This window comes from Bradyrhizobium sp. (assembly GCF_019242285.1).
In the GTDB taxonomy this organism is placed as follows: domain Bacteria; phylum Pseudomonadota; class Alphaproteobacteria; order Rhizobiales; family Xanthobacteraceae; genus Bradyrhizobium.
In genome coordinates, this window is record NZ_JAFAVV010000432.1 from 1 (window position 1) to 22704 (window position 22704).

17 protein-coding genes are annotated in these 22704 nt (G+C 60.5%); 8 read left to right on the forward strand and 9 right to left on the reverse strand.

Annotation, left to right across the window (positions count from 1 at the left end):
* Both JOY90_RS40165 and JOY90_RS16920 read right to left on the reverse strand, forming a co-directional pair.
* The coding region (locus tag JOY90_RS40165) for an MmgE/PrpD family protein (protein WP_367276956.1) at positions 1 to 341 on the reverse strand (341 nt) is incomplete at its 3' end.
* 145 nt (positions 342 to 486) lie between these two features.
* Positions 487 to 1371 carry a helix-turn-helix domain-containing protein gene (locus JOY90_RS16920; RefSeq protein WP_291692263.1) on the reverse strand — a complete coding sequence of 295 codons (885 nt, stop codon included), beginning with the start codon at positions 1369 to 1371 and terminating at the stop codon, positions 487 to 489.
* A gap of 366 nt (positions 1372 to 1737) precedes the next feature.
* Here JOY90_RS16920 and JOY90_RS16925 point away from each other — a divergent pair, with 366 nt between their 5' ends.
* Both JOY90_RS16925 and JOY90_RS16930 read left to right on the forward strand, forming a co-directional pair.
* Complete coding sequence (locus tag JOY90_RS16925) at positions 1738 to 3378, forward strand: NAD(P)/FAD-dependent oxidoreductase (protein ID WP_291692264.1); 1641 nt, start codon at positions 1738 to 1740, stop codon at positions 3376 to 3378.
* Between the two features lie 49 nt (positions 3379 to 3427).
* Complete coding sequence (locus JOY90_RS16930; protein ID WP_291692265.1) at positions 3428 to 4621, forward strand: serine hydrolase; 1194 nt, start codon at positions 3428 to 3430, stop codon at positions 4619 to 4621.
* Positions 4622 to 5259: 638 nt separating this feature from the next.
* On the opposite strand, the gene JOY90_RS16935 is transcribed toward JOY90_RS16930, so the two are convergent.
* Positions 5260 to 7206, reverse strand: a complete 1947-nt coding sequence (locus JOY90_RS16935; RefSeq protein ID WP_291692266.1) for an adenylate/guanylate cyclase domain-containing protein — start codon at positions 7204 to 7206, stop codon at positions 5260 to 5262.
* A 551-nt stretch (positions 7207 to 7757) separates the two neighbouring features.
* Between JOY90_RS16935 and JOY90_RS16940 the strand changes: the two genes are divergently transcribed.
* A complete protein-coding gene (locus JOY90_RS16940; protein WP_291692267.1) occupies positions 7758 to 8510 on the forward strand; it encodes a hypothetical protein in 753 nt (250 codons plus the stop codon).
* Between the two features lie 172 nt (positions 8511 to 8682).
* Here JOY90_RS16940 and hutU read toward each other — a convergent pair whose 3' ends face one another.
* Complete coding sequence (gene hutU / locus JOY90_RS16945; RefSeq protein WP_291692268.1) at positions 8683 to 10395, reverse strand: urocanate hydratase; 1713 nt, start codon at positions 10393 to 10395, stop codon at positions 8683 to 8685.
* Between the two features lie 359 nt (positions 10396 to 10754).
* Between hutU and JOY90_RS16950 the strand changes: the two genes are divergently transcribed.
* Both JOY90_RS16950 and JOY90_RS16955 read left to right on the forward strand, forming a co-directional pair.
* Positions 10755 to 12056 carry a hypothetical protein gene (locus tag JOY90_RS16950; protein ID WP_291692269.1) on the forward strand — a complete coding sequence of 434 codons (1302 nt, stop codon included), beginning with the start codon at positions 10755 to 10757 and terminating at the stop codon, positions 12054 to 12056.
* A gap of 46 nt (positions 12057 to 12102) precedes the next feature.
* The gene (locus tag JOY90_RS16955) at positions 12103 to 13293 is read left to right on the forward strand and encodes a hypothetical protein (RefSeq protein ID WP_291692270.1); all 1191 of its coding nucleotides are present in this window, start codon (positions 12103 to 12105) and stop codon (positions 13291 to 13293) included.
* A gap of 160 nt (positions 13294 to 13453) precedes the next feature.
* Here the strand turns inward: JOY90_RS16955 and JOY90_RS16960 are convergent, their stop codons facing one another.
* Positions 13454 to 14653 carry a CaiB/BaiF CoA-transferase family protein gene (locus tag JOY90_RS16960; RefSeq protein WP_291692271.1) on the reverse strand — a complete coding sequence of 400 codons (1200 nt, stop codon included), beginning with the start codon at positions 14651 to 14653 and terminating at the stop codon, positions 13454 to 13456.
* A complete protein-coding gene (locus tag JOY90_RS16965; RefSeq protein WP_291692272.1) occupies positions 14650 to 15588 on the reverse strand; it encodes an NADPH:quinone oxidoreductase family protein in 939 nt (312 codons plus the stop codon). Before JOY90_RS16965 ends, JOY90_RS16960 begins: the two co-directional genes overlap by 4 nt.
* 351 nt (positions 15589 to 15939) lie before the next feature.
* On the opposite strand from JOY90_RS16965, the gene JOY90_RS16970 reads away from it, so the two are divergent.
* The 3 genes from JOY90_RS16970 (at position 15940) to JOY90_RS16980 (ending at position 18639) form a co-directional block, all read left to right on the forward strand.
* A complete protein-coding gene (locus JOY90_RS16970) occupies positions 15940 to 16842 on the forward strand; it encodes an ABC transporter substrate-binding protein (RefSeq protein ID WP_291692273.1) in 903 nt (300 codons plus the stop codon).
* A gap of 112 nt (positions 16843 to 16954) precedes the next feature.
* Complete coding sequence (locus tag JOY90_RS16975; RefSeq protein ID WP_291692274.1) at positions 16955 to 17857, forward strand: ABC transporter permease; 903 nt, start codon at positions 16955 to 16957, stop codon at positions 17855 to 17857.
* Positions 17854 to 18639, forward strand: coding sequence for an ABC transporter ATP-binding protein (locus JOY90_RS16980; protein ID WP_291692275.1), 786 nt, complete (start codon positions 17854 to 17856; stop codon positions 18637 to 18639). The genes JOY90_RS16975 and JOY90_RS16980 overlap by 4 nt, the downstream gene beginning before the upstream one ends.
* Before the next feature lie 623 nt (positions 18640 to 19262).
* Here JOY90_RS16980 and JOY90_RS16985 read toward each other — a convergent pair.
* From JOY90_RS16985 to JOY90_RS16995, 3 genes are read right to left on the reverse strand one after another with little or no spacing between them, the layout of a single operon-like run.
* Positions 19263 to 20099 carry an ABC transporter permease gene (locus tag JOY90_RS16985; protein WP_291692278.1) on the reverse strand — a complete coding sequence of 279 codons (837 nt, stop codon included), beginning with the start codon at positions 20097 to 20099 and terminating at the stop codon, positions 19263 to 19265.
* Between the two features lie 32 nt (positions 20100 to 20131).
* Positions 20132 to 21073, reverse strand: a complete 942-nt coding sequence (locus JOY90_RS16990) for an ABC transporter permease (protein ID WP_291692276.1) — start codon at positions 21071 to 21073, stop codon at positions 20132 to 20134.
* 56 nt (positions 21074 to 21129) lie between these two features.
* Positions 21130 to 22641 carry an ABC transporter substrate-binding protein gene (locus JOY90_RS16995; RefSeq protein WP_291692277.1) on the reverse strand — a complete coding sequence of 504 codons (1512 nt, stop codon included), beginning with the start codon at positions 22639 to 22641 and terminating at the stop codon, positions 21130 to 21132.
* Positions 22642 to 22704: the final 63 nt, after the last annotated feature.

The following is a 22704-nucleotide window of genomic DNA, read 5'->3' on the forward strand; positions in this document are numbered from 1 at the left end:
CGTAGGCCGGGGTGATTGACGAGCGAAAGTGCAACTTGGGTGGGCGACTGGACGAAGATGCAGGCTGGTGCCGGCTTGTGCACGATTTCGAGAATACGATAGTTGTCTCTCAGGTTGTCGGTCAACCGGTTTGCCCGTTCGTGTGCACCGAACCCGGCCAGAAATCCCGCCTTGCCTTCCAATACGCTCGGTGCCGCTCTTGCTCCAAGTTCTCCGAGAAGGGCGCAGTCCACACCGTTGCGAGCAGCAAAGCCTGAGTGGAACGCAATCTCCGAGGTTTCAGCATTCGTCCATTCGTTGAGTCCAATGCGGTCTGCGTCGCCAGACTGGCACCGTAGCACAGTTGATCGGCATTCAAGCCAATCACTCGTCCCGCAGCAATAGCTGCACCGGTAGGAGCGATCATGGCAGTAGGCCGAAATATGCTAACGGCGGAAGCATTCCTAGTATTCGCTTCCCTGCGACGTCCTCTCGTTCAGGCCTGGCTCATGCTGATTGCTTGCGATACTCGGCCGGCGTGAGGTTCATGTGTCGGCGAAAAACCCGGTTAAGGTGGCTCTGATCGGAAAACCCGCTCAGCAACGCGATTTCCTTCAGTGCCAGGCGATCCTTGCGAAGATGCTGGCAGGCGCGTTCCACCTTGCGATTCAAGACGTAGGCATGCGGCCGCATGCCGTAATGCACATGGAATTTGCGCGCAAACTGAACCGGCGTGCAGTTGCAGATATTGGCCAATTCGTCGAGCGTGATGTTTCTGGAAATATTCTGTTCGATATAGTCCTCGATCAATCTTGCATGGGCCGGCCTGAAACGTCCCTGCGAGCAGGGCATTTTGAAACGCACGGAGGCATACTTTCGCAAGATGTGCACGCTGGCCTGAAGCGCCAGCGCATCGTAGCAGAGGCGGCCACCCGGACCTTCTGCGGCAACCTCCTGAACCATTTGATCGCTGATCCAGGTCAGGACCGGATCGTCGATTTTGAGCAGGTCGTGCAGCTCGACGGCCTCCGCGTCGCGATCGAAGGCCTCGCTCGCAGTCTTCGCCATAAGGGTCGGCGAGATGTAGAAATGGCTGACCTCGATGTCATGGCTCCATCGCCAGTTCGAGGCTTCCGCACGGGTCAGTAGCGTGGTGACGCCGCGGCCGACATGATCCTGCTTCCACGCCCCGGTGACGCGGCGGTTCATCGACGTCGTACCCTCCCGGTAAACGACGATCAGAAAATTCTCGGACGGGGGGACCCAGATATCGGACGGCGCATAGCGGAACACCCGCAGCCGGAAATCGGCCTTTCCCACCGCAAGACTGTCCAACTTCAGTTCGCCGGGGGCATAGCGTGGCAGCTCCTCGACTGTGATGAATTGGCCCATCGCGCAGTCTCCTCCGTGCAACTCTTGGCGCGGTTGACCGCTTCTTCTCGTTGACCGAACGGCAGTCCCGCAGAATAAGCCGCTTTTGCCATTTGCCAAGCGAACTCTGCCGGATCTCAGTGATGCGGCGAGCGCTTGCTGCTCCGTTCAAAGGATTGTCGGTTTTGTTCAAGCCCGGAACACCGGCTCCCTCGTAGCCTCTCTCGCGTCTCGAGCAAGATCGGAAAGAGCGGCGCAAGAGCCGTGGGCCACAAGAAGCCGCCGATCGACCTGCCGGGACCGACATTGATGCGACGCATCACCATCCGATCACACGACGGGTGGGGAAGGCCGCGTGCGCCTTGCAGGCACCTGGGAGGGAAGGAAATGACGGAAGCCGCGACCAAGTCCAATGGAAGCAACGGCGCGCAGGCGACGGCGAAATTCGATGCGGTGGTTGTCGGAGCCGGCGTCGCCGGGCTCTATCAGCTGCACCGCCTGCGCGAGCAGGGTTTGAACGTCTTGGCGATCGACGCGGCGTCAGGCGTTGGCGGCACCTGGTACTGGAATCGCTATCCGGGCGCGCGCTTCGATTCGGAAAGCTACATCTATCAATATCTCTTCTCCGAGGAGCTCTACAAGGGATGGAGCTGGAGCGAAAAATTCCCCGGCCAGCCGGAAATCGAGCGCTGGCTGAATTACGTGGCCGATCGCCTCGATCTCCGCAAGGACATCCAGTTCGGCACCACGGTGAAGAGCGCGCATTTCAACGAGGCAACGCAGCGCTGGCTAGTCACGACCGACAAGGGGGACGTGATCGACACCCAGTTTCTGGTCGCTTGCTGCGGCATGCTCTCGGCCCCTCACGTGTCGTTCCCGGGCCAGGAGACGTTCAAGGGGCAGCTGTTCCACACGGCGCGCTGGCCCAAGCAGCCGGTCGACTTCGCTGGCAGGCGCGTCGGCGTCATCGGTAACGGGGCAACCGGCATCCAGGTCATTCAAACCATCGCCGGCGAGGTTGGTCACCTGAAGGTGTTCATCCGCACGCCGCAATACATCATCCCGATGAAGAATCCCAAATACAGCGCGGCGGAGGCGGACGCCTACAAGTCGAAGTTCAAACTTTTCACGGAGCGGCTGCCGCATACCTTTACCGGATTTGAATACGACTTCGAGCACGCCTGGGCCGGTCTGACGCGAGAGCGGCGCCGCGAGGTGATCGAGGATTGCTGGAACGACGGCTCCCTGAAATTGTGGATATCGTCCTTTGCGGAGCTGTTCTTTGAACAGGAGGTCAATGCCGAAATCTCCGAATTCGTGCGCGAGAAGATGCGCGAACGGCTCAAGGATCCAAAGCTGTGCGAGCAGCTCATTCCCTCCGAATACGGGTTCGGGACGCACCGGGTCCCGCTCGAGCAAAACTTCCTCGAAGCCTTCCATCGTCCCAATGTCGAGATCGTCGGCGTCAAAAACAATCCGATCGACTGCGTGACAGCCACGGGCATCAAGACCGCCGACGGCACGGTCCACGACCTCGACATCATCATTCTGGCGACTGGATTCGACGCCGGCACCGGTGCGCTTACGCGGATCGATATCAGGGGCCGGGGCGGGCGGTCGTTGAAGGATGACTGGAGCAGGGATATCCGCACCACGATGGGCCTGCAGGTTCACGGCTATCCAAATCTTTTCACGACCGCGGTGCCGCTCGCTCCTTCGGCAGCGCTCTGCAACATGACCACGTGCCTGCAGCAGCAGGTCGAATGGATCGATGACTGCATCGCCTACATGTGTCGCAAGAGCCTCAAGGTCGTCGAACCGACAAAGGAGGCGGAGGACGGATGGGTGGCCCATCACGATGAGATCGCCAATGCGACGCTGATTGCAAAAACCCATTCCTGGTATCTGGGCTCGAACGTCGAAGGCAAGCCGCGCCGCGTGCTGTCCTACTGCGGTGGCGTCGGCGCCTACCGTCAGAAGTGTGACGAGGTCGCGGCCAACGACTACCAGGGTTTTGCCATGCGCTGAGCGAAGCGCCGCGTCGACGAAGCCATTCCGATATAGAGGGAGGAAGACCATGAGCACGAATTTCAGTGCGGCGGCAGAAGCCGTTCTCGACGGTGTCGTTACATCCACTCCGCGCGTGCCCGGCGTCGTTGCGATGGTGACGGACCGCCATCGCAACATCTACGAAGGTGCGGCCGGCAAGCGCCGTCTTGATCAGCCGGCCGACATGACGACCGATAGCATCTTCGCCATCTTCTCCACGACCAAGGCGATCACCGGTACCGCCGTCCTGCAACTCGTCGAGGAGGGCAAGCTTGATCTCGACGCGCCGGCCAAGCGCTATGCGCCCGAGATCGGCAAGCTCCAGGTCATCGACGGTTTCGACGCAAAGGGCGAGCCGATGCTACGGGCGCCGAAGCGCGACGTGACCACCCGCATGCTGATGGTTCACACCTCTGGCCTGAGCTACGATTTCATCAACCGCACCTATAACCGACTCGCGCAGGAAAAGGCACAACCCAGTGTCATCACTGCTTCCAGAGCCTGCCTGATGACGCCGCTGCTTTTCGATCCGGGCGAGCGATGGGAATACGGGACCAATCTCGATTGGTGCGGTCAGATCGTCGAGGCCATCACGGATCGCCGGCTCGGCGAGGTGTTCAAGGCGCGCATTTTCGAACCGCTTGGGATGACGGACACGACGTTCGAACTCACCGATCCGATGCGAAGAAAACTGGCCGGGATCCACGCGCGGAATGCCGATGGCTCGCTCACGCCGATGGATTTCGAACTGCCTGCAAAGCCCGAAGTGCACATGGGCGGCCACGGCCTTTACGGCACCATCGGCGATTACATGCGCTTCATCCGCATGTGGCTGAACGATGGCGCGGGCGAGCACGGCCGCGTGCTGAAGGCCGAGACCGTGCGCATGGCGGAAAGGAACCATCTGGGCGACAACAAGGTGACGCCCATCACGGGTGTGATCCCTGCGCTGTGCAACGACGCGGAATTCTTCCCGGGTCAATCGAAATCCTGGGCGCTGACCTTCATGATCAACGACGAAGAGGCGCCTACGGGACGTCCGGCCGGCGCGCTCGGTTGGGCCGGACTTGCCAACCTGTTCTACTGGATCGATCGGAGAAGCGGGTTCGGCGGGTTCTGGGCCACCCAGATTCTTCCGTTCGGCGATCCGGCGTCATTCGTCGGTTACATCAATTTTGAGACCGCGTTCTACGAGAGCCTGAGGCAGCGAAAGGCGGGCTAGAGTCTGATGGATCGATGCTCGCAGGCGGGGCACACTCGTGAGCTATGGGCGGCGCAACATGCTGCCCGCCCATCGTATTCTTTCGCTTATCTCAAACCAAAGAAGGTCAAGACGGCGAGCACAACTACGATCAAGCCCACCAGATAGATCACTCCATTCATAACCGATCCTCCAGTTTCAGTTGTCCAAGATAAAGATCGGCCAATCTGAAAAGTTCCCGAGCTTAGCCCCCAGAGGCTCGCACGTCCGCCCGTTCAATGCCGTTCAGAGCCCATTCAGTGGGATGATCTCTTGACTGTGGTAACGAACGGGAGGGCTGCGTATGAGCTTCGGCCGCTGTCAATCATCGCGGTTAGCTCGCTCTTCCTGGCGACGGGCGCATTTGCACAATCAAAGACGACCGCCTCGGTAGCCCCGATTGACGCCGACTCGGCAACTCTAGCTTCTGTGCCAATGAGCCCGCGGTTTGCTTGCCAGCTGCGGCACAGAAACTCGCGGGGCAAGACAGGCAGGATCAGATGCAGCTTTGCTGGCCCGGGCGCACCTTGATTGTCTCAAGCCGGCGATCGATCAGAAAATCGCCGGTCGGCAGCGGAAGGGTTCTTGAATCGCACCGAGCAGCCGTGATTGGGCCCAATTCACTCCGGCATTCCGGCTGCCAGGAGAGCCTGGGAGAATTTGCGCCCCCAGCTACGAAAACGTGGACTGTAAGACGACAACGGTGCCAATTGAGCCCGCCGTTGAGACATGGTCCGGAAAGGGGCTTTGTCGTCCGCCAAATAGCGTTGCATTGCTGCCCGCGCATCGTCGTCCTTACCCGTTAGAGAAAGCAGCGCAGAACGCATAAAATCCCAGAGCGGCATCTCGGGAGCGGCAGCTTCACCTCGCCCGATCCATACAAGCGCTTCCTCATAATTTTCCAAAATGCCAAAGGCATTAACCTTGGCCAGAAACAATGTTGGCCACCTGGAAACAGGATCGCGCGGACTGAGCAGCATCGCCTTGTCGGCGTAAGCGATGGCCTGCTCCGGTTCTCCAGCGTAATTGTAGGCCATCGCCAACCCAGGTTGAATGCTGCTGGGAAGCAACGTCAGAGCGTGTTGATAAGAACCAATTGCTTCCCGATAATGCCCTTCCAATAGTAGAACATCGCCTTTGGCCGTGTGGGCCTGAGCGTAGTTTGGATCGATCTTGATGGCCAAGGAGGCAAGTTCGTCCGCGCGTCGAAGATCAGCTTGACGATCGGGACTCGTATAATTGGCGACGCGCTGGGTGAACTTGAATGACTCTTGAGACGTTGCGCGAAGATTCTCCGGGTCGATCTGCAATGCTTGCTCGCACAGGCGGTAGGCGGAATCGCGTTCCAGCGCCGTATGCCCGCGCATTAATGCCGCGGAGCAGCGCAAAGCAAGGTCTTCCGCTGTGGGATTAGCAGCGCGAGATTGTGCCAAACGGGCTCTTTCTGCAATCATTTTCATGCCGATCGCGTGCGCGATGCGCGTAACAATGGCATCTTGCATCTGCAAGAGGTCGGACCGGTTCTCGTCAAATTGGTCAGTCCAGATATGTGCGTCGCTCTCGGTATCGATGAGCTGGACACTCACACGTAGCCGGTCGCTACTTGGCTGCACGGCGCCTTCCAGCGCGTAGCGCACACCAAGGTCTTTGCCGATCTGCCGCAAGTTCATCGGCCTGCCCTTGTAAGTGAAAGCCGTTGACCGGGAGATGACGAAGCTATCTCGAAACCGCGAGAAGCCGGTGGTCAATTCGTCGCTGATGACGTCTGCCAGGTAATCCTGGCTGACATCGCCAGACAGGTTTGCAAAGGGCAGCACGACGATGGAGAAGCGCTCGGAAGGCTTTGCCGCCTGGTCCGGCTTCAGCGAAACGGCAGGCGCGCGGTCGAAATAAACATGGAATGCTGCGCCGCTCGCCACGGCGACAAGAACGACTGCCGCTCCAGTCACCGTGGCGAACGCGCTCCGATTGGCCCGACGCACGGCGAGCGCCGTATTGTGCGGCTGCGAGATAGGCTTGCTGGACTCCGCATCAAGAACGGCGCGGAAGACCCGCACCAGTCGTGCGATGTTCTTAAGTTGCCGCTCGCCTGCGTCCTCGAAAGTGACGTCGAATTTGCCGCAAATCTGCCTGTGCGCATCTTCGGAAATGCAAATCCCACCGGGTTCCGCCAATCCCTCCAGACGAGCTGCCACGTTCACGCTGTCACCGAAAATGTCTTCTCGATCGACGATGATGTCACCGACATTGATGCCTATCCGAAACGCGAGGCGCTTCTCATCTGGCACCTCGGCATTGCGCTTAGCCATCCCGTGCTGGACATCGAGAGCGCAGCGCAACGCGTCCACTACGCTGCCAAACTCAGCCAGCAACCCGTCACCGGTGTTCTTGACCACCCGGCCACGATGTTCAACGATCTTAGGATCGACAAGCGCGCGCAGATGGTCTTGAAGCTGGACGTGTGTGCCCTCTTCGTCCGCAGCTGTCAGTCGGCTGTAGCCGGCCACGTCGGCGGCGAATATGGCAGCAAGTCGGCGTTCTATGCGGTCCTGACCTGAAGCAACCATGGACCTGATCTCCAGTCACTTCCCTTATACATAATCGCACACCTGGATGCACCGGCCGCGGGATGATCTATGGCATGTCTGGCTCTGCGAAACGTCTGATCGGGGAGTGTCCGCCTCCGGCCCTTCGCATCGAGATCGTTATGTCTGCTCTCGCGCCGCCATGGCGAGACTGAGAGTACTGTACCCACTCGTTTGGCATTTTTCGAAATTCATAATATTTTGCTCGGGACTACCGCGCCTCGCCAAGCCATCGAGTTTTTAGTCCCCACCCTTCCCGGACTACCCACTCGAAACTTGTCCAAATCGTTCCTAATTCTGGACAAGCTTTGAACAAGTTAACTGCACCTGGCTATTCCTTTTCGCGATTGACCGGCGGAAACCAGGCTAAGATTTCTGGGTTCATGGGCGGGGTGCGAGTGAGTATCTGTGCCATCGAGGTAATTGGATGAGCATCCGCGGGGCTGGAGGAACTACGGGAAGCGATCGACAAGAGTGAGAAGCCCGTTTAGGTTGCGCCTGTCGCTATCGGCAAGTCAGGGCGCTGTCTCACAATGGAACTGCCGTCGGCATTCCTGATCGCTGCAAGTTTCCCGTTCCTGTACGCTTTCTTCTGCATTGTTGGAGTAGACCCTCAAGCGAACGCGACCTACTACGTCGGCAATCCGTGGTCCGGGTACCGTGCGTCTCGTGTTATGCGCGATCATACGTTTTCGCTGTCTGGTATCGGACCTCTCTTATATACCGCACTCGTTATTGCCGCCGAGCAAGTCAACAAGGCCCACTGTTCAATGCGACCACCCAGGGTCATTTCCGTTCAGACTGCCCTTGCCGCGGTGACGGTGTTTCTTGTTGGGAAAATTCTATTTGGACCCATTGTAGAGGTGCGCAAGAGCATCAAGATCGTTGGTGAGAGGAAGTATGAGCGCCCGCTTTCGTTCATTCTGTACGATTGGCTGATGATGATCCCGGTCAACTTTTCTACCGGACTGATCTACAGGTGGGCAATCATCGGAGCGATCGCTGCCGTCATTTCACTCTTGTTTTGGCTCGGCACTATCTCGGCCAGCAATTCGTTCATTCCGATCGCGATCATACTTCCGTGGGCTATGGTCTCACTCGGGCGGGTGAGCGCGCTGATGATCACGGGAGAGGTTCCTCATGTCGTCATGGTCCTGGTCTACCTCGGATCGATCGTTATGCTGGCCGTCGTCTGGTCTCATGCGATACTGCTCCTGAGCACGTGCGGCGTGCAGGCAAACTTTATACCTTCCTACGGCAGTTTGATTGGCGGGCTGTTTCACTGAAACTTCTTCCGCTCGTTGTCTGGCAACGAGCCCGTGTCAGGTCAGCTGCACGATAAGCTCGGCCGCCATCCTTCCAGCCGTTCCGTGCCGCGCGAGGTCCGCTTCGCCGTCAAATAACAACTGCTCAGGACGGTCATGCTCGCCAGCTCGCAGATCAGTAACAGAAGTCGCTTTACTTCAACATCGGCATGCGAACGCCCTGCTCCTGGGCGCATCGGATGGCATCTTCATAGCCAGCATCTGCCATACGCATGACACCCGCGCCGCTGTCGTTGAAGAGGACTCGTTCCAAGCGTCTCGCTGCGGCGTCCGTGCCGTCGGCGACAATGACGAGACCGGCATGCTGCGAATAGCCCATGCCGACGCCGCCGCCGTGATGCAGGGCGACCCAGGTCGCGCCTCCTGCCGTACTCAGCATGGCATTGAGAAGGGGCCAGTCGGACACCGCGTCGCTGCCGTCCCTCATCCCCTCGGTTTCCCGGTTGGGACTGGCGACCGAGCCAGCGTCGAAATGATCCCGGCCGATCACGATGGGCGCCTTCAGTTCACCAGAGCGCACCATCTCATTGAACGCAAGTCCTACGCGATGACGCTCACCGAGGCCCAGCCAGCAGATGCGAGCGGGCAATCCCTGAAAGGCAATTCGTTCTCGCGCCAGGTCGAGCCAGCGGTGAATATGGTGGTTCTCCGGCAAGAGCTCCTTCACTTTCGCATCGGTCTTATGGATATCTTCCGGATCCCCCGACAGCGCGACCCAGCGAAACGGCCCTTTGCCCCGGCAGAACAGCGGGCGCACATAAGCGGTCACAAAACCCGGAAACTCGAAAGCGTTCGTGATGCCCTGGTCGAGCGCGACCTGGCGGATGTTGTTGCCGTAGTCAAAAACGGGAGCCCCGAGCCTGAGGAAGTCGAGCATTGCACCAACTTGCGCGGCACAGGATTTGGCGGCCTCGGCCTTCAGGCGCGGGTGCTCGTCGGGTAACCGCTGAGCGATCTTCCATTGCTCGACCGTCCAGCCGATCGGCAGATAACCGTGGATCAGGTCGTGCGCCGAGGTCTGGTCCGTGACAAGATCAGGCCGGACGTCCTCGCCGCTGTTCGCGCGCCGGGCGATTTCGGGGAAGATTTCGGCAGCGTTGCCCAGCACGGCTATTGAGACGGCTTCTTTGCGTTGACAGAAGTGCCGCACGAGCGCTAGCGCCTCGTCGACGCTGGTCGCCTGCCGATCGAGATATCGCGTCCGCAGGCGGAAATCGATACTCGACTGCTGGCATTCGACGGTGAGCGAGCAGGCCCCGGCCAAAGCCGCCGCCAGCGGCTGCGCGCCACCCATGCCACCAAGCCCGGCGGTCAGGAGCCAGCGTCCCGCGAGAGTACCGCCGAAATGCTGGCGGCCGGCTTCGGCAAGCGTCTCGTAGGTCCCTTGAATGATGCCCTGACTACCGATGTAGATCCAGCTGCCCGCCGTCATCTGGCCGAACATCATGAGTCCCTTGCGGTCGAGTTCGTTGAAGTGCTCCCAGTGTGCCCATTTCGCTACCAGATTCGAATTTGCGATCAGCACGCGGGGCGCGTCCGAATGTGTCCTGAAGACCCCAACCGGCTTGCCCGACTGGATCAGCAGTGTGTCGTCATCATCGAGCGACCTCAGCGCTGCGAGGATTGCATCGAAGCACTGCCAGTCGCGTGCTGCGCGCCCGATCCCGCCGTAGACCACGAGATGCCGAGGATTCTCTGCGACCTCCGCATCCAGATTGTTCTGGATCATCCGATATGCGGCCTCGCTCTGCCAGCTCTTGCAAGTTCTTTGAGGACCGTGCGGCGCGCGAACGACACGCTCGGGATCGAAACGGGGATCATTCGACTGAGGTTCAGTTTGGGACATCGGACAATCCTTCCTGAGATGCCTGTTCGGTCAGAGTATGCCCTCGGCCTCGATCCGAAAGAATCATTTGGACCGCTTGGTGAGTTCGCAGGCCTATTTGAATCAAATGGCGGCCACTTGGAGATCCGCTGCAAGTTTCTCGCCTAAGTTTGATTGACTGAAATCTATCATCTCGAGTTGCTTCTCTTCACCTCTGTAAACACTCATTTTTGGCAAACTTTGAGCCGATTCATCGCGCAACCTTACCGGGTGTTCTGCCAAGAGCAACTGAGCCCTGATCGGCTGCAGGATGTTCTTGTCCCCCGACGTCACAGCCTTGATTTGCAGGCTAATGCATCGAGGGAGAAGTGGGTGTTGGCATGAGCGAGCCCGAGCGATCCCCCGATCCCGATGATCCAACTCGTTTTGCACCGCCGGGGTTGCGTCATGCCAACTTGGAGTTGCGTAAGCCTTATTCCTCCGCGGTCGGCTCGGAACCAAATCCCCACCCGTTCGCCGCACCTGACGACGATCGGAAGACCTTCGCATCCGCTGGGGCCGGGAAGCCGCGGGACGCGTTCGCCCAGGCGATCATCGACGCGATGCGCGCCGAGCGCGAGGCTGAGCAGGTACCTCCTCGGCTGCGGCGTCGCCAGCGCTCGATGGCGGCGTTCAAACTATCGGTCGGTTTCGCTATTTTCGGTGGACTATCGTATTTCGCTCTGCAACCGCCGTCGCAGAGCGTTCAAGGAAAGGATCTCTGGTCGGCGCTTGAGACCGCGCTGTACGGGCCGGCCGATAATCCACGCGGTCCGCTTCTTACAGTCAGCAATCGAAGCGGCTTGATGAACGAAGCGCTGCAGCTCGGCGTCCGTATCAGCGAATCGATTCCGGATCGAAATGTCGTGGTAAAGGGAGTTCCTGCCAACGCATCCTTGACGGCGGGAGTTCCGATCCACCGCACCGAGTGGCGGATCGATGCGAGAGAAATTGCGGAGACAAGAATCATTCCGCCCGCGGGCTTCGTCGGTGACATGAACCTCACGGCCGAATTGCTCGACAACGACGGCGCCGTCATTATCGCCAGCGGCTGGCAGTTGACCTGGAAGCCGACGACGCAAACTGCGGTGGCATCCGCCGCGGCGGCCGATGCCAGAGCCGCCAAAATCGCCACTGCGCCCGCAAAACCCCTAGAGGCAACGGGGCAAGTCCAGATTGAACCGCAACACCTCGCGATGGTGCCCCCGGCTGCTGCGGCCGCAAAGGACGAAAACCAGAAATCAGGACAATCCTTGCCATCCACCTCCCCGGTGCCTGCTCCTGCGCGCCCGAATGGGTCTGATGTGGCGCGCGGCCCCGCAACGGGGGCGGCTGAAATTCCCACCGTCACACGTCTCGACGTCATCGAGAAACCGGAGCCGGCGCTGCTGATGCGAAACGGAACGAAACTGATGTCTGACGGCGACATTTCGGCCGCGCGGCTGATGTTCGAGCAAGCTGCAGAAGCAGGAAGCGCCGCGGCCGCCTTCGCGCTCGCGGAAACCTACGATCCCGCGATATTGAGGCGAAAGACGGTCCCGCACGACATCGCTTTGGCGCGGAGCTGGTACGAGAAGGCAAGAGATCGCGGCGTGTCAATGGCGGAGGACCGTCTCGCGAGACTCGCCGAGCTGCAGCAATGAACGGATATGGCAAACATCCGAGCCGGTCATCAGGGGGGACCTACCGATGCATGACGTCATTCGCGGAGTCGCCGTCGTTGCGGTGACGCTTTTGGTGAGCGCTGCCGCATCAGCGCAACAACGCGCACTGCCATCCCTCCCCGGAGGCCAGAGCAACGAAACCGATCGCGCGGTGGGGCATCCGGCCGATGGTGAATCGGCTCCGGAGCACAACAGAATTGCGCACCTCGCCAAGCCCCGTCTCCTGGCTCTCCGCACTTTGCCTGATCGCGACAAACTCAATGCCGGCACGGTGACGATCATGACGGCTCCGATAGGTGGTGCCGTATCCACCATGGGCTCCGACATGGCAAGCGTGCTTGATGATGGTGAGACCTTGCGCGTGCTCCCCATTCTCGGCAAAGGCGCCTTGCAGAACATGATCGACGTTCTGCGGCTGACCAAGGTTGACATGGGATTTGCGACCGCAGATGCGGTGGAATTCATCAAGACCGAATATTCAGTCCCGCAGATCGGCGATCGCATCCGCTACATTTGCAAGGTGTTCAACATCGAGCTTCACATCGTCGCCAGGAAGGAAATCAAGTCGGTCTTCGATCTGGCGGGAAAGAAGATCTACGCCGAACGCAATTTCGGCTATTATACCCTGCGGAACGTTCTGGACCGACTGAACATCAAGGCCGACATCGACGACAGGACCGATATCGCCGGTGGTTTGCAGAAAGTAATCGACGGGGAGGGCGATGCCTGGGCTGGCGACATCGCCAAGGTCGCCCCCCTCATCAGCAACGTCAAGAATGAGAACGGAAACCTCCATCTTGTCCCGGTTCCATTCGATCGCAGGTTCACCGACCTTTATTTCCCCTCCACGTTGAGTAGCTCGGAATATCCGAAGTTGCTCGCTTCCGGTGAATCGGTCCCCACAGTGGCAACGTCGATCTCGCTGTTCGTCTACAACTGGCCGGAGGGCAGCGACAGATACGCCAGAGTGGCAAAGTTCGTGAACGCGCTGTTCAGCAAGATGGGCGAACTGCAGAAGCCGCCGCGTCATCCCAAATGGCGCGAGACCTTTATCGACGCCAAGATCCCCGGATTGCAGCGATTCAAAGCGGCCGAACAGTGGATCGCACTCAACATGCCGAAGCAGGGAGTTGGCGTTACGAACATGGAGACCGCCCCCAACGGCATGGCAAGGTCAAGCAGCGACGCCTTACCCAAGGATCTTCAAAAGCGATAGCCGTTGCACAAATCTGAGGCAAGCCGGACGGTCGTGGCCGTGATTGGCGCTTCCATGACTGCCTTGGCCAAGAAGTCTTGGTCAAGAGAGGTCGTGGGAGCGCTACGCAGCAAACCCGCGCCGGACGAGATGCTTCGGCTCGGGTCGACGCGCTTTGTGTTCAGATGGCTTTGTCGGCGCGCAACGCTGCGATCTCCGTATCGCTCAGCCCGAGTTCCGAGCGCAAGATGTCGTCGGTATCCTCTCCAAGTGTCGGGGTCCGCATTGCGGAACGCCGCCCCGATTCTGAGAACTGAACGGGCTGAGGAACCAGGCATATTTCGCCCAGCACGGAGTTCGTTCCCCTCTGGATCATGCCTCTTGCCTGCAAATGACCACTGTCAAGAAGTTCGTTTAAGGACCACACCGGCGCCGCCGGAACTTCGGCCTGCCTGAATCGATCGAGCACCTCCGCCTGCGAAAGCTTTCCGGCCCAGACCGCGATCAGAGCGCGCAACTCGTCTTCGTGCATGCTGCGCGCGCGATTGGTCTTGAAACGAGGATCATCGGCAAGCTGCGGCTGACCAATTGCATTTGCGATGTCGCCGAACACGGAATCCGAATAGCCTACGACCACGACGTCGCCGTCACGGGTGGTGAAACTGTCAACGGGATAGGTCTCTGGATGGCGGTTGCCGACCCGTGCGGGCTGTTGGTCGGTGAACAATCGTCGTGCCAGGCTGGTCAGCAGCATGGCGAAGACCGAGTCGAGCATGGCGACATCCAGATGTCGCCCTGATCCGGTGCGTTCTCGATCGAACAGCGCCGCCGTGATACCCCAGGCGGCGAACATGCCCGTCGCGACGTCGGCGATGCTTTCGCCGACTGCGGTGGCACGTCCTCCGCGTTCTCCGGTGACGCTCATGAGGCCGCTCATCGCCTGAATTACGAGATCGAAGGCAGGCCGGCCGGCAAACGGTCCGGACTGTCCGAAGCCGGAAATCGAGGCATAGACCAGCCGCGGGTTTTCCTTCCGAAGGGGCTCGTAGTCGAGCCCGGCTCGAGCCATCACGCCGGGGCGGTAGTTCTCGACCAGGACGTCGGACCTCTGCGCCAGTCGACGCAGCAGGCCCGCTCCTGCTGCAGTCTTGAGATTGATGGTGACGCTGCGTTTGCCGCGGTTGAGCAGCGCGAAATAGGTACTCTCTCCCTTCACATGAGGTGCAAAGTGCCGCCCCTCTTCGCCGAATCCCGGCATTTCGATCTTGATTACGTCAGCACCGAGATCCGCCAGCATCGCGGTGCAGAACGGACCGGACATCACACGTGTGAAATCGAGGACGCGGATGCCTTCCAAGGGCAGTTGCCGTGATGGATTCATGGAATCGCGCTCCCCTGTACCGCCAGGACGATCTTGCCGGTCGTCTCTCGCCGTCGTAGGGCCAGAAGAGCGTCCGGCAGTTCGTCGAATTCGCAGATAGCGCCGAGATGCGGACGTATGACGGCTGCGCGCAACAGCTCATCCATCCGCCGCGCAGTGCGCCGCAGCATCGCGCTGTCACGATCGTGGCTCCAATAGACGCCGAGCGCGGATGCGCGGCGCAGCAGCAGGCGGTTGGCCGCAATGCGGGGTATTTCGCCCGAACTGAATCCGACCAAGAGCAATCGGCCGCCCCAGCCGAGCAGCCGCATCGCCTCACCCGTGAACTTGCCCCCGACGGGGTCGACGATGACATCGACGCCGCGATCTGCCGTCAGCTCCCTGGTCTCCTCGACCCATCCCCCAAGACCGTAATCGACGCAATGATGTGCGCCATGTTCGCGCGCCAACCGGCACTTGGCCTCGCCGCCGGCGGCTGCGATGACATGCGCCCCGAGGTGATGGGCGATCTGTACGGTGGCCAACCCGATACCCCCGGCCGCCGCAAGCACCAGCACGGTTTCGCCGCTCATGACCGTCGTAATTTCCGTCAGTGCGACCAGGGTCGTCGTGTAGACGACCGGCAGCGCCGCAGCGCTCGCGACGGAGAATTCGGCCGGGATTGGCATCGCCATGTCGGCACGCACGACGCTGTATTCGGAGAAGCCGCCCCATGGGACCTTGCTCATCACCCGCTCGCCGACCGCGAGACCGGTGGCGGGACCCGTTGAGACGACGGTGCCGGCGATCTCCTGCCCAGGAATGAACGGTCGAGGGGGCCGCACCTGGTAGCCGTCCTCGATCATGAGCAGGTCGGAGAAATTGAGAGCAGCCGCCTCGACGCGAACCAGGGCTTCTCCCGAGCCGGGTTCGGGCCGGGAAACATGATCGTGCACCAGACCAGCGAGGCCAGGTTCGCGGGAATGCCAGCAGCGCATCGTTGGCACAGTCATCTCTCCAGGCGGAAATTTGCATCGATCATGGTCGTTTCGTGGATTAACGGCTGGCCGCCAGGAGCAACCGCCATCCAACCATAGCAGGTCCGGGGCTCGCGAATGGACGGCTCGCATGCGCTCGCGGGAATTTACAGGTGTTTCGCGCTCAAAGAAGTATCATAGATTGAACCAATGCAGGAACTCCGATAAGCTGCAGCGTCGTTGCCCCGGTGCATCATGCGTAAATCTCTGCTTGGATCAGTTGGTTCTCTTCTATTCCTCACCACGATGGCAACTTGCCAGGCAGAGGAAATGAAGAGAGTTGCCATCTCGATGATTGTGGAGGTGCCACAACTGCTCGAAACCAAGCAGGGTATCCTCGACGGACTTGCCGAACAAGGTTTCGTCGAGGGGAAGACACTGAGCGTAGATTACCAGACGGCGAACGGCAACCTGCCGACACAACAGCAGATTGCAAGAAAGTTTGTTGCCGATCGTCCAGACGTTATCATCTCCATCACGACCGCGACCTCGCAGGCCATGGCGGCGGCGACGAAGGATATTCCGCTCGTCTTTGTCACCGTCATCGACCCCGTCAGGGCCAAGCTGATCGCGCACTACGCCAGGCCCGGTGGCAATGTAACCGGCGTGTCGGACGCGCCGCCAATTGCGCAGCAGCTCAAGCTGTTCCGTGAAATCACCCCGAAGCTCCATCGACTCGGTTTCGTCTATAATCCCGGTCTTGACAGTTCGATTGCTACGCTCGGCTGGATCAAGGAGCAGGCGGCGCCCCTCGACATCGAGATCGAAGAATCGGCCGCACCGACACCCAATGAGGTCGTTCCGGCCACCCGCAAGCTGGTCGGCAAGGTCGACGCGATCTACATCCCCAACGATACGACCGTGGTCGGCTCGCTTGAATCGATCGTCAAGATCGGTCAGGAAACCAGCACCCCGATTTTCACCGGCGAGACCCGCGGCGTCGAACGCGGCGCCCTGGCCTCGATCGGCCTCAATTACACGCAAGTGGGCCGGCTCGGCGGGCATATGGCGGCTGCCGTCTTGGCCGGGACCAGGCCGGGCGACATCGACTCGGTGATTGCAGCCGAGAAGTTGCCGAATTTCGACGTCTTCCTCAACAAGCAGTCGGCTGCAGCGATGGGCGTCGCGTTGCCAGAAGAGCTGGTCAAACGGGCCACCAAGGTGATCGAATGACGGGCTTGCCGGGTTGCCGGCATGGCGGGATATCCGGATTCGGCTGATACTGGTGGCACGCGAGAGCTTGGCCGGATGACGACGCCGGCCAGTCTTTCGACGGTGGAGTGCGATGACCATCTACGAACTGATCGGCGCTTCCCAGGTCGGCCTCATCTTCGGGCTAGTCGCCATCGGAGCCTTCCTGAGTTTTCGTGTTCTCGATTTTCCCGATCTCACCGTCGAAGGAAGCTTTCCGCTTGGCGCTGCCGTGACCGCCATGCTGATCGGGTCGTTCGGATGGAATCCTTGGGCCGCCACCCTTGCGGCCGCACCGGCTGGGCTCGTGGCAGGGTTCGTGACCGCCTTTCTCAACGTGCGATACAATATCCTCCACATTCTCAGCGGCATTCTTGTCTCAATTGCACTCTACTCGATCAATCTGCGCATCATGGGAGGCCCGAACAGGCCGCTGCTCGGCGTAGATACCGTCTTCAGTGCCTTCGGCCGGTTCCACTTGCCGTCGGATGTGAGTAGTCTTCTCATCCTCGGCCTGTTCACCGTGATCGCCAAAATTGGCCTCGATCTTTTTCTCGCAACCGGGATCGGAATTTCGGTGCGCGCGGCTGGTTCAAATCCGGCAATGGCTGCCGCCAACGGCATCGATGTCGGCCGAATGAAGCTGATCGGCATTGGTCTCGCGAACGCGCTGACGGCGGTGGCGGGCGCCTTGTTCGCGCAATTGTTCGGTGCGGCCGATATCTACATGGGCATCGGCGTCGTCATCGTCGGCCTGGCGTCGGTGATCGTCGGCATGGCCATCCTGCCCGTACGGTCGGTGTTTCAGGCGACGTTTGCGTGCGTCGTGGGGGCGTTGATCTACCGCCTGGCGGTGGCGCTTGCGCTCAACATTGATGCTCTCGGCTTGCACGCCTCCGATGTCCAGCTGGTCACCGCCGTTCTGGTCGCATCTACTCTGATCTGGCAGTCTCGCCCGGTGCGCAAACGGAGGACGACTGGGAACGCCACGTCGTGATCCAGCTCGATAATATCGACGTGATCTTCGATGCGGGAACGCCGCTTGAACGGCGGGCTCTGCAGGACGTCTGCCTGAGGATGCCGAAAGGGCAGTTCGTCACTCTCATTGGAGCGAACGGATCCGGCAAATCAACGATTCTGAACCTCATTGCTGGCACCATCCAGCCCAACCGCGGCACCATCGCCGTGGCCGGCCGGGATGTCACGGGATGGCCGGTCCATGCTCGTGCCAAGCTGGTTTCGCGGGTATTCCAGGATCCGAAGGTTGGCACCTGCGAGAACCTGACGATTCTCGAGAACTTCGCCGTTGCACGCAACCGCACCGTGCCGCGTGGACTCCGCTTCGCCGTCGACCGGAATCTGCGCAAAGAGACCGCACGGCGCCTGCGGACCCTGAAACTCGATCTGGAGAATCGTCTCGACGACAAGGTGGGGCAACTGTCGGGAGGCCAGCGCCAGGCGCTGAGCCTGCTCATGGCAACATCGTCAGAAGCATCCGTGCTGCTGCTCGATGAGCCGGCTTCCGCACTCGATCCTGAGATAGGTAAACGGGTCAACGATCTCGCGCAGACGATCGCTGCCGCACTGTCGCTCACGGTTATCATGGTCACCCATTCAATGGCTGACGCGCTATGCTATGGCGATCGCACCCTGATGCTCGATCGCGGCAGGATCGCCTTGGACATAGGCGGAGCCGAACGGACCGCCACCGAGGCGGCGGATCTCCTCCATCTGTTCAAGCGCGATGTGTCATTCGGCTCGCAATCTTCCGCCGACTGACGGTTGCATTGTAGCATGGAACCTCAATCCTCGGATCGAGGGCGCTCCCGTTTGATGACCCGTCGATCTATTTCTTGGCTGACTTGCCGCCGGCTGAAGCTGCTAGCCCGCCTCTGCGCCAATCCTTCTGGATGCATGAGAATGCGGCGCTCATCGCCCGTAGTCTCACGGACTTCAAATGCACGAAGATGTGCTTTATCGGTAAAGCACCGGGGCAATTTGCATCACCGATTTTTATCACTTGCCGGTTCGGCTGCAGGGTGGATTGTTGCCCTGCAGCCTTTTGATTCCGATGATTCCGATTTATTCGTCAGGTTCAATTCGGTGGGCGGCTCACGCCTCCAGATGCTCGCAAGGCCATGGCGGCGCACCGCGCGTCAGGTTCACTCATCCGTTTCGCGGGGGAGCTTCCCTGCGTTGGCTAGCCCATTTGGCGAACCGAAGGCGAACGCCCGCTAATTCGCGCCGAAAACGGCAGAGATTTGCCGGGAGGTCTTTGATGGAAACGCCCCCCGCTACCAGAATTTCATGTTCAGCCCGGACACTTGGGTGACAGATCGTATCTGAGACGTGGGTGACAACCTTGGGCCGGTCTATCGCCTCGGAACTCAATGCGTCCGCATCTAGTGCCTCGGACTCAGCGCACTATTCAGGCCGTCACCGAGAAGGTTGAAGCCGATTACAAGGGCGATGATTGCGAGACCGGGCCAGAATGCCATCCATGGCGCCTCGCCAAGGAACTGCCTGGCGACGTCGAGCATGGCGCCCCAGGACGGCGCCGGAGGCAACTGACCAAGACCCAGAAAGGCAAGACTCGCCTCGGCCAAGACTGCGATCGCCATCGTAAGGGTCGCCTGGACGATCGCCGGTGCAAGCACATTCGGCAGCACTTGCCCGGTCAGGATGGCGAAATGGCCAAGCCCTTGAGAGCGGGCTGCCGCGATGTAGTCCTCCGTGCCGACAACCAGTGTCTCGGCACGCGCAACGCGGACGAAGACCGGAACGGCCGAAATGCCGATTGCGATCATCGCATTCTGCAGGCTCGGACCCAGGAACGCGGCCAGCGCAATCGCGAGCACGAGAAACGGGCAGGCGAGCAGGGCATCCGCGAGGCGCGAGATCACCATGTCGGCGGCGCCGCCAAAATGACCGGCGATGAGACCGAACGGAAGGCCGATCAGCACCGCAACTGTCACGGAGACCATGCCGGCCGCGAGCGATGCCCGTGTTCCGAAGATGACGCGCGACAGCACATCACGGCCGAGATCATCCGTGCCAAACCAATGTGCTGCATCGGGGGCGGCACGAATCGCCATCCAGTCCGGCACATTCGGATCGTAGGGCGCGATCCATGATGCAAACACCGCCAGCGCGATGAAGAACAGAATGATCGTGCCGCCGATCATCGCTGACGGCTCGCGCAGCAGGCGGCGAATCTCCGAACGTCCGCCTGCGCGCATCCGAGCTGGAGCCGGCGCCGCCTCGATCGTGCTCACGACCTGAGCCTCGGATTGAGCAGCACATAGGCCACGTCGGCAATCAGGCTCATCAGCAGGAATACGGCCGCCGTGCAGAGCACGACCGCCTGAACCACGGCATAGTCGCGGCTGAACACGCCGTCGACGACCATCTTGCCGAAACCGGGAATGGAAAAGACCTGCTCGGTCAATACCGCACCGGCCAGCAATTCGCCGAATTGCAACGTGCCCAGCGTGACCACCGGGATCAGCGCGTTCGGCAGCGCATGGCGCAGCACGATGGTGCGTTCGCGGACGCCCTTCGCGCGGGCGGTGCGCACGTAGTCCTGCTTCATCGCCTCGATCATCGCGCCGCGGACATGGCGCATCACGATCGCAGCGGTGCCCGTGCCGAGCACCAAAGCGGGCATCAGCATCGAAATCAGGTTGCGTCCGATGCTTTCTAACGGCGGAACAAAACCTCCGGCCGGCAGCCAGCCGAGGTTCACCGAGAACAGAAGGATCAGCATGATCCCCAGCCAGAAATGCGGAATCGACAGCCCGGCGAGCCCGAACAGACTGGCACCATAGTCGAGCGGCGTCCCGCGTCCCAGCGCCGCGAGGATTCCGATCGGCAACCCGACAAGCAGCGCCACCAGCATCGACAGGATCGCAAGCTCAATGGTCACCGGCAATTTTTCCACCAGCATGGTGCCGATCGGCAGTCGGGTGCGGACTGAAGTGCCGAAGTCACCGTGCACCAGGGCTTTCAGCCAGACGGCATATTGCACCGGGATCGGATCATTGAAGCGGTACTTCTGCCGAAGATACGCGACGACTTCGGGATTGCGCTCTTCCCCGGCCAGCGCCAGCGCCGGATCGCCCGGCAGCAGCTTCTGCAGACCGAACACCATCATCGACACCAGCAACAAGGTCGGCAGCAGGACGGCGAGCCGGCGTAGAAGCAGGGTCTTCATCGGGCTGACCGATCCTCACTTGGGCAAGCGCGCGGCATGTGCGGAGGCGTTGCGCGTCAATTCACCGGCCTGACACCGATCAGACGCAAGAGACCGTCCGGCACCATGACGATGCCGCCGACCGATTTGCGGGCCGCAAAGAACCAGTTCGGATGATGGAGGGGGATCGACGAGAGCGCCGTCAGGTAAATGTCCGTGGCCTTGGCATAGAGTGCCTTGCGCCTGGCTTCGTCGGCCTCGCCCCGGGCCTGATTGAGGATCGCATCGAGATCCTTGTTGCAGTATTTGTTGACGTTCTGGGACCCCGCGCAACTGAAGAACGCGACCAGCGTCGGGTCCGGGTCAGCGCGGCCGCTCCAGTTGGCGATATAGGCTTCGAAATTGCCGTTCATGTAGCGCTCGATGGCGGTGGTCGTTTCCATGGGCAGCAGCTTGACGTCGAAGCCGGCTTCGCCCGCCATCGACTGGATGATCTGTGCGACCCGGGAATCGCCGGCCGTATTCTCGTACTGGATTTCAATCGGAACGCGGGTCATCCCGGCGGCGGCAATCATCGCCTTGGCCTTGGCAACGTCGCGTGCCGGCGCCTTGCGCGCGCTGTCGTAGAACGGAGACGAAGGCGGGATCATCTGGTTGTCCGCCAGGAACTCGCCGTTGAAGGCAACGCGATTGATGACATTGCGATCGATCGCCAGCTCAAAGGCCTGGCGCAGCGTCGCGTTCTTGCCGAGTGGCGTATCGGCCTTCGCGCCCGCACCGACATTGAACATCAGATGCGAGACGGCAAGTCCCTGGCCGGAATGCAGGGCGAGGTTGGGGTCGTCGCGCACGGTCTTGAGATCGGTCGGCGCGATGCGCTCCGCGAGGTCGAGATCGCCCGCCCGTACCCGCGACAACCGCACGGTCGAGTCAGGCACGTAGTAATAAACGACCTCGTCATAGCCGACCCCTCCCGCGTTCCAGTAGCCAGGGTATTTCCTGACGCGAATTAGGTCGCGCGACTTGCGCTCGACAAACTGATATGGACCGGCGCAGACCGGCGCGGCTGCGAATTCGCGGGTTTTTTCGGTGGCAGCCTTGGGCGATACCATCATGCCGGCGCGATCGCTGAGATTGGCAAGCAACGGGACGAACGGCTCCGACAGGTTGAACTTCACCTTGTCCGCCGCAAGCGCTTCGACGCTCGCGATCGGCGCCAGTTCAGCCTTGCGCTTGGAATCCGGCATCGTCTTCATGCGCTCGATATTGAACTTGACCGCCGCCGCATCGAACGCGGTGCCATCGTGGAACTTGACGTTCTTGCGCAGTGTGAAGGTGATCGACTTGCCGTCCGCGGCCCACTCCCATGCCTCTGCGAGCTGCGGCACGATCTTGAGGTCGGACGAGATGTCGAAAAGCTTGTCGCAGAGGCCAGCGAAGACGATGCGGCCGACATAGGAGCGGGCGAGCGTCGGATCGAGGACATCGGGATCCTCGGCGAGACCGATCCGCAGGGTCGATTGCGCCGAAGCGGCGCCAGCCCAACCGGCGACCACGGTCGCCAACAGAAACGTCGTGAACCCACGCATCATCTCTCCTCCCTTATGATCAGGGACTGGCGGCGCCGTCCCGATTTTGCTCGCACTTGCGGC

Coding starts and splice junctions, on each gene's coding strand:
- JOY90_RS16925 (WP_291692264.1), top strand. CDS start 1,738: ATGACGGAAGCCGCGACCAAGTCCAATGGAAGCAACGGCGCGCAGGCG.
- JOY90_RS16995 (WP_291692277.1), bottom strand. CDS start 22,641: ATGCGTGGGTTCACGACGTTTCTGTTGGCGACCGTGGTCGCCGGTTGG.
- JOY90_RS16935 (WP_291692266.1), bottom strand. CDS start 7,206: ATGGTTGCTTCAGGTCAGGACCGCATAGAACGCCGACTTGCTGCCATA.
- JOY90_RS16940 (WP_291692267.1), top strand. CDS start 7,758: ATGGAACTGCCGTCGGCATTCCTGATCGCTGCAAGTTTCCCGTTCCTG.
- JOY90_RS16970 (WP_291692273.1), top strand. CDS start 15,940: ATGAAGAGAGTTGCCATCTCGATGATTGTGGAGGTGCCACAACTGCTC.
- JOY90_RS16990 (WP_291692276.1), bottom strand. CDS start 21,073: ATGAAGACCCTGCTTCTACGCCGGCTCGCCGTCCTGCTGCCGACCTTG.
- JOY90_RS16955 (WP_291692270.1), top strand. CDS start 12,103: ATGCATGACGTCATTCGCGGAGTCGCCGTCGTTGCGGTGACGCTTTTG.
- JOY90_RS16960 (WP_291692271.1), bottom strand. CDS start 14,653: ATGAATCCATCACGGCAACTGCCCTTGGAAGGCATCCGCGTCCTCGAT.
- hutU (WP_291692268.1), bottom strand. CDS start 10,395: ATGTCCCAAACTGAACCTCAGTCGAATGATCCCCGTTTCGATCCCGAG.
- JOY90_RS16985 (WP_291692278.1), bottom strand. CDS start 20,099: ATGCGCGCAGGCGGACGTTCGGAGATTCGCCGCCTGCTGCGCGAGCCG.
- JOY90_RS16950 (WP_291692269.1), top strand. CDS start 10,755: ATGAGCGAGCCCGAGCGATCCCCCGATCCCGATGATCCAACTCGTTTT.
- JOY90_RS16930 (WP_291692265.1), top strand. CDS start 3,428: ATGAGCACGAATTTCAGTGCGGCGGCAGAAGCCGTTCTCGACGGTGTC.
- JOY90_RS16920 (WP_291692263.1), bottom strand. CDS start 1,371: ATGGGCCAATTCATCACAGTCGAGGAGCTGCCACGCTATGCCCCCGGC.
- JOY90_RS16975 (WP_291692274.1), top strand. CDS start 16,955: ATGACCATCTACGAACTGATCGGCGCTTCCCAGGTCGGCCTCATCTTC.